Annotated in this window: 11 protein-coding genes; 1 reads left to right on the top strand and 10 read right to left on the bottom strand. The window is 52.1% G+C overall.

Annotation, left to right across the window (positions count from 1 at the left end; all coding sequences use genetic code 11):
- Nucleotides 1-501: 501 nt before the first annotated feature.
- From dnaJ to hrcA, 4 genes are all read right to left on the bottom strand, one after another.
- Complete coding sequence (gene dnaJ, locus PUE40_RS04760) at nucleotides 502-1,647, bottom strand: molecular chaperone DnaJ (protein ID WP_154554894.1); 1,146 nt, start codon at nucleotides 1,645-1,647, stop codon at nucleotides 502-504.
- A 96-nt stretch (nucleotides 1,648-1,743) separates the two neighbouring features.
- Nucleotides 1,744-3,618 (bottom strand): molecular chaperone DnaK, encoded by a 1,875-nt coding sequence (gene dnaK, locus PUE40_RS04755; protein ID WP_277672047.1) that lies wholly within the window; start codon nucleotides 3,616-3,618, stop codon nucleotides 1,744-1,746.
- 25 nt (nucleotides 3,619-3,643) lie between these two features.
- On the bottom strand, nucleotides 3,644-4,213 hold the full coding sequence (gene grpE / locus PUE40_RS04750; RefSeq protein ID WP_206157383.1) for a nucleotide exchange factor GrpE: 570 nt from the start codon (nucleotides 4,211-4,213) through the stop codon (nucleotides 3,644-3,646).
- A complete protein-coding gene (gene hrcA / locus PUE40_RS04745) occupies nucleotides 4,206-5,258 on the bottom strand; it encodes a heat-inducible transcriptional repressor HrcA (protein WP_154554897.1) in 1,053 nt (350 codons plus the stop codon). Before hrcA ends, grpE begins: the two co-directional genes overlap by 8 nt.
- A gap of 174 nt (nucleotides 5,259-5,432) precedes the next feature.
- On the opposite strand from hrcA, the gene PUE40_RS04740 reads away from it, so the two are divergent.
- Nucleotides 5,433-6,263, top strand: a complete 831-nt coding sequence (locus PUE40_RS04740) for a pyridoxamine kinase (RefSeq protein ID WP_277672046.1) — start codon at nucleotides 5,433-5,435, stop codon at nucleotides 6,261-6,263.
- Between the two features lie 385 nt (nucleotides 6,264-6,648).
- On the opposite strand, the gene PUE40_RS04735 is transcribed toward PUE40_RS04740, so the two are convergent.
- The 6 genes from PUE40_RS04735 to PUE40_RS04710 form a co-directional block, all read right to left on the bottom strand.
- Complete coding sequence (locus tag PUE40_RS04735; RefSeq protein WP_277672045.1) at nucleotides 6,649-6,807, bottom strand: hypothetical protein; 159 nt, start codon at nucleotides 6,805-6,807, stop codon at nucleotides 6,649-6,651.
- A 315-nt stretch (nucleotides 6,808-7,122) separates the two neighbouring features.
- On the bottom strand, nucleotides 7,123-7,662 hold the full coding sequence (locus PUE40_RS04730; RefSeq protein ID WP_277672044.1) for a hypothetical protein: 540 nt from the start codon (nucleotides 7,660-7,662) through the stop codon (nucleotides 7,123-7,125).
- Nucleotides 7,663-8,102: 440 nt separating this feature from the next.
- Nucleotides 8,103-9,155 carry an ABC transporter substrate-binding protein gene (locus PUE40_RS04725; protein WP_277672043.1) on the bottom strand — a complete coding sequence of 351 codons (1,053 nt, stop codon included), beginning with the start codon at nucleotides 9,153-9,155 and terminating at the stop codon, nucleotides 8,103-8,105.
- The gene (locus PUE40_RS04720; RefSeq protein ID WP_154554902.1) at nucleotides 9,156-9,935 is read right to left on the bottom strand and encodes an ABC transporter permease; all 780 of its coding nucleotides are present in this window, start codon (nucleotides 9,933-9,935) and stop codon (nucleotides 9,156-9,158) included. It lies immediately after the preceding gene.
- Nucleotides 9,932-10,753 (bottom strand): ABC transporter permease, encoded by an 822-nt coding sequence (locus tag PUE40_RS04715; protein ID WP_330679740.1) that lies wholly within the window; start codon nucleotides 10,751-10,753, stop codon nucleotides 9,932-9,934. Before PUE40_RS04715 ends, PUE40_RS04720 begins: the two co-directional genes overlap by 4 nt.
- Nucleotides 10,737-11,825 carry an ABC transporter ATP-binding protein gene (locus PUE40_RS04710; protein WP_277672042.1) on the bottom strand — a complete coding sequence of 363 codons (1,089 nt, stop codon included), beginning with the start codon at nucleotides 11,823-11,825 and terminating at the stop codon, nucleotides 10,737-10,739. The genes PUE40_RS04715 and PUE40_RS04710 overlap by 17 nt, the downstream gene beginning before the upstream one ends.
- Nucleotides 11,826-11,852 lie beyond the last annotated feature (27 nt).

Genomic DNA, 11,852 nt, shown 5'->3' with positions numbered 1-11,852 from the left:
GACGGAAGGCAAAGGCTTTGCCGGGAGGTCGACGCCAACATGGAAGCCGGAAGCCCTGGGGAATCCCGTTGTTGTTGGCGTGACCAGACGGAAGGCAAAGGCTTTGCCGGGAGGTCGACGCCAACATCGTCGCCGGAAACCCTGGGGAATCCCGTTCTTGTTGGCGTGACCAAACGGAAGGCAAAGGCTTTGCCGGGAAGTCGACGCCAACATGGACGCCGGAAGCCCTGGGGAATCCTGTTCTTGTTGGCGTGACCAGATGGAAGGCAAAGGCTTTGCCGGAAGGTCGACGCCAACATCGGCGCCGGAAGCCCTGGGGAATCCTGTTCTTGTTGGCGTGACCAGATGGAAGGCAAAGGCTTTGCCGGGAAGTCGACGCCAACATGTCCAAAGAAAAAGGGAAGAACTACATGAGAAATCTGAAAAAAGGCAATAGAAAATCCACCGCTTGCACAGCGATGGATTTTCTATTGCCAGTATGTATTGTGCGATATTTGCGATTTAGAATTTCAGCTTGGAGAATTTGCTCTTCTTCGGATAGGCTTTCTCGGACAATTCGCCCGCCATCTTCTGAATGGCCTTCTTCTCCTTGGAGCTGAGTTTTGTCGGCACCTCCACGATGACCTTCACGAACAGGTCTCCGTACCGTCCGGTGCGAGGGTTCTTCACGCCCTTGCCCTTCAGGCGGAAATTGGATCCGGTCTGGGTTCCCGCCGGAATGGTGTAGCTGTAGGTCTCGTTGAAGCCCGGCACGCTCACCTTTGCGCCCAGCGCTGCCTGATCGAAGGAAATCGGCAGGTCCAGATACAGGTCGTCGCCTCTTCTCTTATAGGTACTGTGAGGACGTACATTCAATACGATGTACAGGTCTCCGTTCGGTCCGCCGTTGGTTCCCGGCTCGCCCTGACCCCGAATCGGGATTACGCTGTCGTTGTCCACGCCCGCCGGAATATTAATCTTAATCTTGACCTTCTTCCGAACTGCGCCGGCACCGTGGCAATCCGGACACGGCGTATCGATAACCTGACCGGTTCCGCCACACTTGGAGCAGGTGGTCACGTTCTGAATTCGACCGAACGGCGTATTGGATACCTGGGTCACCTGACCGGTTCCGCCACAGGCATCGCAGGTGCGCTTGGAGGTTCCCGGTGCGGTGCCTTCCCCGTTACAGGTCTTGCACTGTACCATCTTGGTCAGTTCCACTTCCTTCTCACAGCCGAAGACTGCCTCGGTAAAATCAATGGTAATCTCCTGCTGCAGATCCCGGCCCTTCATCGGACCGTTACGCCGCGCGGACCGCCGGCCGCCGCCGAAGCCGCCAAAACCGCCGCCACCGCCGAACATATCGAATATATCACTGAAATCGAAGCCGCCAAAACCGTCGAATCCACCGGCGCCGCCGCCGAAGCCGGCATTTGGATCCACTCCGGCATGGCCGAACCGATCGTATTTGCTCTTTTTATCCGGATCCGACAGAACGGCATAGGCTTCATTCACTTCTTTGAACCTCTCTTCTGCCTCTTTGTTGTCGGGATTCCGGTCCGGATGATACTTCATGGCCATCTTACGGAATGCCTTCTTGATTTCATCATCCGATGCGCCCTTTTGAAGTCCAAGCACTTCGTAATAATCTCTTTTTTCAGCCATCTTTCGTTCCTTTCCAAAATATATCTATTTCATTTGTCATTATCATGAAATGACAGCTGCCGGCAGTACGCCGGCAGCTTTTCTATAATACACAGATTATTTATCGTCGTCAACTACTTCGTAGTCTGCGTCTACTGTGTTTCCGTTGTGCGCCGCACCGGAGTTCTGATCTCCCGCTGCCTGCTGTGCGCCCATGTCCGGTCCTGCCTGACCTGCGGCACCCTGTGCAGCCTGTGCTTCCTGATAGATTCTGGTGGAGATTGGATAGAATGCGTTGGTCAGCGCTTCCATTTTGCTCTTCAGGTCTTCGGTGGATGCGTTGTTGTTCAGCGCTTCCTGCAGATCCTTCTTCGCATTTTCCACTGCGGTCTTCTCAGAATCGTTTACCTTGTCGCCCAGCTCGTTCATCTGCTTTTCGACTTCGAAAATCATGCCCTCTGCCTGGTTCTTGGTCTCGATTTCTTCCTTGTGCTTCTTATCTTCTTCGGCGAATCTCTCCGCTTCCTTGATCTTCTCGTTAATCTCATCCTCGGACAGCTTGGTGGAGGAAGTGATGGTAATCTTCTGTTCCTTACCGGTGCCCAGATCCTTTGCGCTTACGTTAACGATACCGTTGGCATCGATATCGAAAGTAACCTCAATCTGCGGAATTCCACGAGGAGCCGGTGCAATGCCGGACAGCTGGAATCTTCCCAGTGTGATGTTGTCGGAAGCCATCTCTCTTTCACCCTGCAGTACGTGAATGTCTACTGTGGTCTGGTTGTCTGCTGCGGTGGAGAAAATCTGACTCTTCTTTGTCGGAATCGTGGTGTTTCTCTCAATCAGCTTGGTAGCGATTCCGCCCAGTGTCTCGATGGACAGGCTCAGCGGAGTGACATCCAGCAGCAGTACGTCATTGACCTCACCGGTCAGCACGCCGGCCTGAATGGATGCACCGACTGCAACGCACTCATCCGGGTTGATGCCCTTGAACGGTTCCTTGCCGGTTACTCTCTGTACCGCAGCCTGTACTGCCGGGATACGAGTCGAACCACCGACCAGGATAACCTTGTCCAGATCTGCGGAAGTAACGCCGGCATCTCTCATTGCCTTGTTCATCGGCTCGATGGATCTTTCTACCAGATCGGAAGTGAGTTGATCGAATCTCGCTCTGGTCAGGTCCATATCCAAATGCAGCGGACCATCAGCGGTTACGGTGATGAACGGCAGGTTAATCTTTGTGGTCTGTGCGCTGGACAGTTCCTTCTTTGCTTTCTCTGCGGCTTCCTTCAGTCTCTGCAGTGCCATGTTGTCCTGTCTCAGATCCACGCCGTGCTCCTTCTGGAAGGAGTCTGCCAGGAAGTCCATGATCTTGTTATCGAAGTCATCGCCGCCCAGGTGAGTATCACCGTTGGTTGCCAGTACTTCGAAAACGCCGTCGCCCAGCTCCAGTACGGATACATCGAATGTACCGCCGCCCAGGTCGTATACCAGAATCTTGTGGGATCCCTCTGCCTTGTCCAGACCGTATGCCAGGGAAGCTGCGGTCGGCTCGTTGATAATTCTCTTTACATCCAATCCGGCAATTTTACCGGCATCCTTGGTTGCCTGCTTCTGTGCATCGGAGAAGTATGCCGGTACGGTGATTACCGCTTCGGTAACCTTCTCGCCCAGATAGCTTTCCGCATCCGCCTTCAGCTTTGCCAGAATCATCGCGGAAATATCCTGCGGTGTGTACTGCTTTCCGTCGATTTCTACGTGATAGTTCTCACCCATGTGTCTCTTAATGGATGCGATGGTTCTGTCCGGGTTGGTGATGGCCTGTCTCTTTGCGGTCTCACCTACCAGTCTCTCACCGTTCTTTGTGAATGCCACTACAGATGGGGTGGTTCTTGCGCCCTCTGCGTTAGCGATTACGGTCGGTTCTCCACCTTCCAGTACAGCGACACAGCTGTTTGTTGTTCCCAAATCAATTCCAATTACTTTGCTCATTTCTATTACCTTTCCTTCCTTGAAATTACTTTGTTACTGCGACCATAGACGGTCTGATTACTTTATCGTTCAAAGCGTAGCCCTTCTGCAGGACCTTACTTACTTTGCCGCTTTCCAGCTCTTCGTTCTCTTCGGTCATTACCGCATTGTGTTTCGTCGGGTCAAAATCCTGACCTTCCGCTTCCACTTCCGCCAGACCGGATTTCTGAAGCTCCGTTACCATTTGGGTAAAAATAAGTTCCATTCCCTTGGCGTATCCGGCAGGGTCATCCTCTGCGCTGGCCGCCAGGGCTCTTTCAAAATTATCCAGAACCGGAAGCAGTTCCATCACCAGCTTCTCGGTGGCATATTCCCGAATGTCGTTCTTTTCCTTCGCTACCCGTTTCTTGTAGTTCTGGAACTCGGCCATCAGGCGGACGTATTTCTCATTTCCGTCATCGGCTTTTTCTTCGGTTTTCTCTTCCGACTTTTCCTCGGTCTTTTCCGCCTCCGGTGCGTTATCCTCTTCCGGAGTCTCGGTCGCCTCCGCCGAACCGGCTTCTTTTTTTACTTCATCTTCCGGAGTCTGGGCTTCTTTTTTCTGCTCTTCACTCATCCTCTTTCTCATCCTTTCCATTGCTCAGCATAAACGATTGGCTGAGGTTATTTGTCAAATATTCCATAATCGAGGTGACCTCGCTGTAGTTCATACGGGTCGGCCCGATAACGCCGATTTTGCCCACCAGCTTGCCATCCACGTGGTAGGTGGCGGTAATCACGGAGCTGTTCTTCATGGCCTGTTCCGGATTCTCGTTGCCGATGGTGACGATTACGCCGTTGTCCCGGTTCAGAATGTCCCGGGTGAATTCCTCCTTCCGGCTCACCAGCTCCAGGAAGGATTTGGCCCGATCCATGTCGCTGTATTCCGGAATGTTGAATATGTTGGTGAGGCCTTCCATGTACAGGTTGACGTTCAGCATATCCTCCAAAGTTCGCATGAAGTTGGGCATCACATCTCCCGCCAGGGAACTCAACGCACCCAGGTCGGTGCCCACATCTTCGATGATGGAATTCTTCAGCACATCGTCGATGGTATGACCTTTATAATGGTAGGTCATGGTTTTGCTGAGAATCTCCAGGGCATCGTTGGTGTACGGCACGTTCAGGCGCAAGGTGGTGTTGGTCACCTTTCCGCTGTCTGCCACAATCATCAGGACGATTTTGTCATCGTCGATGGGAAGCAGTCGGATGAACTTCAGGGTGTCCTGCCGAGTGGACGGAGTCATGGCAAAGGATGCCAGCTTCGTGATATCGGACAGAAGCTCTGCCGCGTGGCGAATGGTTCGATCGAACTCGTTTCGGTTCACTTGAAGCCGTTCGTTGATGGTCTGCTTATCTTGAAGGCTCAAATCCGTCTTCTGCATCATGTTGTTCACGTAGAGCCGATATGCCTTATCGGAAGGAACTCGCCCCGCCGATGTGTGGGGATGGGTCAGATAGCCCATCTCTTCCAGGTCCGCCATCTCATTCCGAATGGTGGCCGGGCTCACGCCAAAATCATATTTCTTCGCGATGGAACGGGAGCCTACCGGTTCGGCGTTCTGCACGTAATCCGTAATAATTGCCTGAAGGATTCGCAGTTTTCGTTCTGTTAAATCCATTGTTCTGCCTCCTTCTTTCTTTTTCGTTGTTAGCACTCAATATACTGGAGTGCTAATCACTGTCTATAGTGTACTCTCACCCTCCCAAATAGTCAACGAATAAATTGAAGTTTTTTGTGTTTTTTCTGTGATTAGTGTACAATACTGATGTTTAGACAATCAGGAGGAATAACCATGGATTACAAAAGAATTCTTACAATACAGGACATTTCCTGCGTTGGCCAGTGCTCCCTTACCGTGGCGCTGCCCATCCTCTCCGCCTGCGGACTGGAGACGGCCATTCTCCCCTCGGCGGTGCTGTCCACCCACTCCGTGGGCTTCCGGGATTTCACATTCCGGGATCTGACGGAGGACATTCCCGCCATCGAGCACCACTGGCAGCAGGAGGGCATCCGTTTTCAGGCGGTGTACACCGGCTACCTGGGAAGCGCCCGCCAGATTGAAATGGTCAAAGACATCTGTCGAAATCTTCTGGTGCCCGGCGGCAAAAAAATCGTGGATCCCGCCATGGCCGACCGGGGAGAACTGTATCCGGTCTTCGATATGGATTTCGTTCAGGAGATGAAAGAATTAGTGGGAGAAGGAGACATCGTGCTGCCCAACATTACCGAGGCTTCGCTTCTAACCGACACAGAGTATCGGGAGGAATACGATGAGGAGTACATCTGCGGCTTGGTGGAGGGGATTCACCGGCTGGGCGCCGGCACCGTGGTGCTCACCGGCGTGAGCTACGACGCCCACAGCACGGGCGTCCTGGTTTCGGAGCAGGGAAAACAGACCTACTACCGCCACGAACTGCTGGACCGGGGCTGCCACGGCACCGGCGACGTGTACGCCTCTTCCTTTGTGGGGGCGTACATGCACGGCAAAACCGTCCCGGAGGCCGCCCGAATCGCTGCGGATTATACCCTGGCCTGCATCAAAAACACCCTGGACGACCCGGACCACTGGTACGGTGTGAAGTTCGAGCCGGTGCTGGGGGAACTGATTGAAGCACTGAAGTAAGCCGGCACCCGCCGGCTTTTTTGGTTGGCCGGGCCGGGGTGGGCCGGGTTTTCTGCTCTGTCCGCCCGAGGTTTGGGGCTCCGCCGGGCCGGGTTTGGGGCTCCGCCGGGCTGGGTTCAGATGAAAAGTGATGCATGGCCCCCTCATTTTTCCGCCTCATGCATCAACTCCATTTCCAGGGTTAATGCATGAGCACCCGTTTTTTTGTCCCATGCATCACCTCTCACCATTGCCGCCGAGCGTCAGCCCTTTAATTGCTCGGCGGCGGTGAACCAATTGATGCAGGAACATCATTTTTCAGCGTTCTTACATCAATTTCCCGATTTGTACCGGCGGCCCGAGCGAGAGCCGGGCCGCGTTCAGATGAGAAGTGATGCATGCCCCCTCATTTTTCCGCCTCATGCATCAACTCCATTTCCAGGGTTGATGCATAAGCACCCGTTTTCTTGTTCCATGCATCACTTCTCTCCATTGTTATTTCCAAAGGAAGAGAATTGACGACGAACTCTCCTTCTCCCCACCTTTCGTCGTCAATTCTAATCATCTCCTCATGCCTTATGCTCTAATATACATTCGGTTTTAAAAAATTTGACGACAGACCCTTGCCCTTGGAAAGTCTGTCGTCAATCTAATACTTTCTTCACACTTTTATTCTAATTCAAATTCCAATCAATGGAAAAAAATCACTTCTTCCAACCCGAATTTCCTGCTTTCAAGGCCTTATCTCGCCCTCACCCCCGGCATTGAACTCTAATCTACCAAGCGGCCGCGGGGAAATTGACGACGGAACGCTTCTCCTGGAGGTTCCGTCGTCAATTTCTTCCGGTTTCCTTTAAAGCAGCCCGGATTAGAGGCCACTTTATAATTTTCCCTGTTCCCGCAGTTTTTTCTCCGCCTTTCGTTCCGGCATAATCTTCCTCACATTATTCCCGGATAACAGCATCAACACCCCGGCCAGCACCAGCGGCGCAATCAGCAACCTCGGAAAGGTGAGCGCCTGCCCCGCGCTGTTTTTAATTACTTGCAAATCTGCATTGTAGAACGTCGGATCGAAGAAAAGTATGCTGAACACCATGACCGCCACCATAAACAAGCTGACGCCAAAGGACATATAACTGACGAAGCGATACGTGCCTTGAACATCTTTCTTCTTCCAAAGCGTGAAATATATTAGTGCAATTCCGAAGAGCGGCACATCCGACACGTCCCATACGAGTTCTATAATTCTGTAAAAATATACCCCCGTGGTATCCAACGTATACGGTTTTGCTCCGTGGAAAATCAAGTACTCTCCGTAATCCGAACGGAAGAGATACCAGGAAAGAATCCACAATACGATGAATCCGATTTCGTTGGCCACCACATACGTCTTTATATTTCTTAGCCGGTTTTCGTCCATGATTCACTCTCCTTTTCTTATGAATGTGCTTCTCCCATAGGTCTGTTGTCCAACAGAATTATATAATCTCCGCTACAAATTTTTCAAAAAACTCATAGTGTATCTCTTACCGTCAGAATACCTTATTCTGCCTGCCTTGTCAATAAATATTTATATTTACTAAATATTGACTTCTTTCTTTATTTACGCTATCTTTATGCTGTGAGTTGTTCCCGAAGGCAGTCTCTACCCAACGCTGTAATGGTTGAAGCAATTGCTCCAAGATTATCGTCTGATTGCCAACAGCATCGATATTATTCTGAACACAGACATTTCCCAGTTCGAGGAGAACAGAACCAATGCAGATGAGTAAAGAGATAATAAAACACCTGCTGCCTCATCTCTGAGACAGCAGGTGTTTTGCTTTCGTTATTCCCACGAAATGCTGTTTATGTCGCTTTCTATTTCGCCTTCACTTCTTTCCAGTACTTGCTGTACAAATCCGTGGTTTTCGTATCCAGCGTTTTCAGCGTATCGCACATGTCCAGGGTCTCATCCGTCGGGAAGATGGCATCCTCGTTCCGGTACTTCTTTTCGATTAGCTTCATCGCCGCCTCGTTCGGAGTGGTGTAGTAGAGGTAATCGAAATTCTTTTTTGTCACCTTGGCCTTGCACATATAATTGATGAACTTTTCCGCATTGGCCTTGTTCTTGGAGGTTTTCGGGATGGCCCAGGAATCCACGAAGAATTCCGTGCCTTCCTTCGGAATGACGAATTCCACATCCGGGTTCAGGTCCTTGGTGTAGATGTACTCGCCGTTCCACACCACGCCGATGGCTGCGGAGCCGTCGGCCAGCAGATCCCGGGCGGAATCGTTGGCGTATTTGTACACCAGCGGCTTCTGCTTCTTCAGCAGTTCCGCTGCCGCCTTGATTTCCTTCTCGTTGGAGGTGTTCTGGTCATATCCCAGCAAACGCAGGGCGATCATGAAGTCGTCCCGGACGCTGTCCGGCATCACGATGCTGTCCTTGAACTTCGGATTCCACAGGTCCCCCCAAGAGTCTATTTTTACATCCCCCACCATCTTCTTATTATAAATGATTCCAGAAACGCCCACCATGTACGGCACGGAGTATCTATTGCCCGGGTCGAAGGATTCCGACTTCTTCATGTAGCGGGAATCGATGTTCTTCAGGGCCGGGAGATTCTTCTTGTCCACCTCCAGGAGCATTTTGTGGTGAATCATCTTCTCAATCATGTAGTCGGAAGTGATGATGACGTCGTAATCCGCGGTTCCCTTCTCGATGACCGGATACATTTCCTCTGCGGTATCGTAGGTATCCTGGATGACCCGGATTCCCGTCTCATCCTCGAAGTCCGCAATCGCCTCCTGGTCGAAATAGTCCCCGTAGCTGTAGACGTAGATCTCGCCGTTCTCGCCGCTTCGGCAGCCGGTGCAGAGCATCATTCCCAGCACGGCCACCGCCGCCAGCACCCATTTGATTTTCTTCATCTACGCAGCCGTCCTTTCATTCTTAATATTGTTCCAGTTGACCACCAGCAGCACCACCAGCGCAATCAAGAAGATTACGGTGGATAAGGCGTACAGGGATGGACGAATTCCGATTTTCACCTCGCTGTAGATCAGCGTGGAGATGGTGTTGATGCCCGCCCCTCTGGTAAAGTGGGTGATGATGAAATCATCGATGGACATGGTAAAAGAAAGCAGGAATCCCGATGCGATTCCCGGCAGAAGCTCCGGCAGCACCACTTTGCGGAAGGCGTATCCCCGGGAAGCGCCCAGGTCCAGCGCCGCTTCGAACAGGGTGTCCGTCGCCTTGTTCATCCTCGGCCGCACCGATAGAATCACGTATGGAATGCAGAACGTGATGTGGGAAAAAAGAATCGTGCAATATCCCAGAGAGATTCCGAACATCAGGAAGGACAGCATCAGCGCGATTCCCGTCACGATGTCCGCATTCAGCATCGGAATGTTGTTGCACCCCATCAGCACCATCTGGGTGCTCTGTTTCATCCCGTCGATTCCGATGACCGCCATGGTTCCGATAATCGTGGCAATCAGCGCCGCCAGCAGCGCGATGGAGAAGGTGTTCACCAGCGCGCCCAGAATAAGCTTGCTGTGGAACATTTCCCCATACCACTTCAGGCTGAACCGGGTAAATACCGACATGGACTTCGCCTCGTTGAACGACAGCACAATCAGCGTCAGTATCGGGAGATACAGGAACAGCATGATAATTACAATGTACAGATTTCCAAAGAATTTCTTCATATGAACGTTCCCTCCCCGGTTTTATCGAATTTCTCCAGCAGCACCATGCTGATAATAATGAACACCATCATCACCAGGGACAGTCCCGAACCCAGGTACCAGTTGGAGTTCACCGTGAACTCCTGCTCGATGATGTTTCCGATCAGGTTCACCTTTCCGCCGCCCAACATGTTGGAAATAACGAATGTGGTGAGGGCCGGAATAAATACCATGGTGATTCCGCTGACGATGCCCGGCACGCACAGGGGTAAAATCACTTTGCGATACATATAGGCTTTACCAGCTCCCAGGTCGTAAGCGGCTTCAATCAGATGGCTGTCGATTTTCATCACCGCATTGTAAATCGGCAGAATCATAAAAGGCAGGAAGTCGTAGACCATGCCCAGCACTACCGCGCCCGGCGTATTCATCATTTCCTGTCTCGGCAGACCAAGGGCTTGCAGGATTCCGTTGATGACCCCTGCTCGTTCCAGCAGCACCTGCCATGCCATGGTCCGGAGCAGGAAGTTCATCCACATCGGCAGGATCAGCACGAAAATCGTAAAGCCCTGTTTTCCGAACTTGCTGTCCCGAAGCACAATCGCCATCGGGAATGCCACGATCAGGCACACCAGCGTGCTCACCAGCGCCAGCAGCAGAGACAGCCCCAGCGCCTCCATGTGGTTGGCGCTGAACATGGCGGTGATGTTATCTAAAGTAATTCCTCCGCCTCTGGCCGTGAATCCGTAGTAGGCAATGGAGAGGATGGGAATGACCGTTCCGGCAATCACAAAGACGATGAACGGTGCCGACCATTTCTTGCTAAATGTCAATTTCAATCGCCTCCTCTTCCTGTGTCTTTGGTTTATGCATAATCTGAATGTTCTCCGGACGAACGTACAGTCCTACCGTGCTTCCCACTTCGTAGGAATCGTAGTTCTGCAGGAGCCACTCAAAATCTCCTTCCGTATCCGCCTGCGCCAGCATCTCGTAGTGCATGCCGATGAACAGCTTGCTGGTAATCTTGGCGTCCAGAATTCCCTTTCCCGCCGGATGGATTTCCAGATCCTCCGGCCGAATCAGCACGTCCACATCCAGTCCCGGGGCAAATCCGTTTTCGCTGCCGTCGATGCACGGGAAATCCACGCCGTTGATTCGAACCAGATGATTCCGAACCATCTTTCCGGAAAGGATGTTGCTGTCTCCGATGAAATCCGCCACGAATGCGTTCTCCGGCTCGTTGTAGATTTCCTCCGGCGTTCCTTCCTGCTGAATCCGTCCGCTGTTCATGACAATGACCTTATCCGACATGGTCAGCGCCTCTTCCTGGTCGTGGGTTACGTAGATAAAGGTGATACCCAGTTCGTGCTTCAGCCGCACTAGCTCGTACTGCATCTCCTGTCTCAGCTTCAAGTCCAGCGCTCCCAGCGGCTCGTCCAGAAGAAGCACCTTTGGTTCATTTACGATGGCCCGGGCCATGGCCACCCGCTGCTGCTGTCCGCCGGACATCTGGGAGATCTTCCGGTTCTCGTAGCCCTCCAGGTTCACCAGCTTCAGGCCGTAATGCACCTTCTCCTTGACGTCCGATTCGTTCATTCCTTTTACCCGAAGACCGAAGGCCACGTTGTCTCCCACGGTCATGTGCGGGAAGAGGGCGTAGTTCTGGAATACCGTATTCAGGTTTCGCCGGTTGGACGGCACGTTGGTGATATCCTTGCCGTCAAAAAGAATCCGACCGCTGTCCGGGTTTTCGAATCCCCCTAGAATCCGCAGCGTCGTGGTCTTTCCGCAGCCGGACGGTCCCAGCAGCGTGACAAATTCTTTTTCCTGAATGGAAATGGTAATGTTTTTCAGGACTTCGTTCTCCCCGTAGGATTTCCGAATGTTCTCCAATCTAATCAGTTCCGCCAATGCTTTCTTCCTCCTTTGTTCTTTCCC

Source organism: Mogibacterium kristiansenii, assembly GCF_029224645.1.
GTDB lineage: Bacteria > Bacillota > Clostridia > Peptostreptococcales > Anaerovoracaceae > Mogibacterium_A > Mogibacterium_A kristiansenii.
The sequence above is the reverse complement of the archived record's forward strand: the minus strand, read 5'-3'. Positions and strand labels throughout refer to the sequence as shown.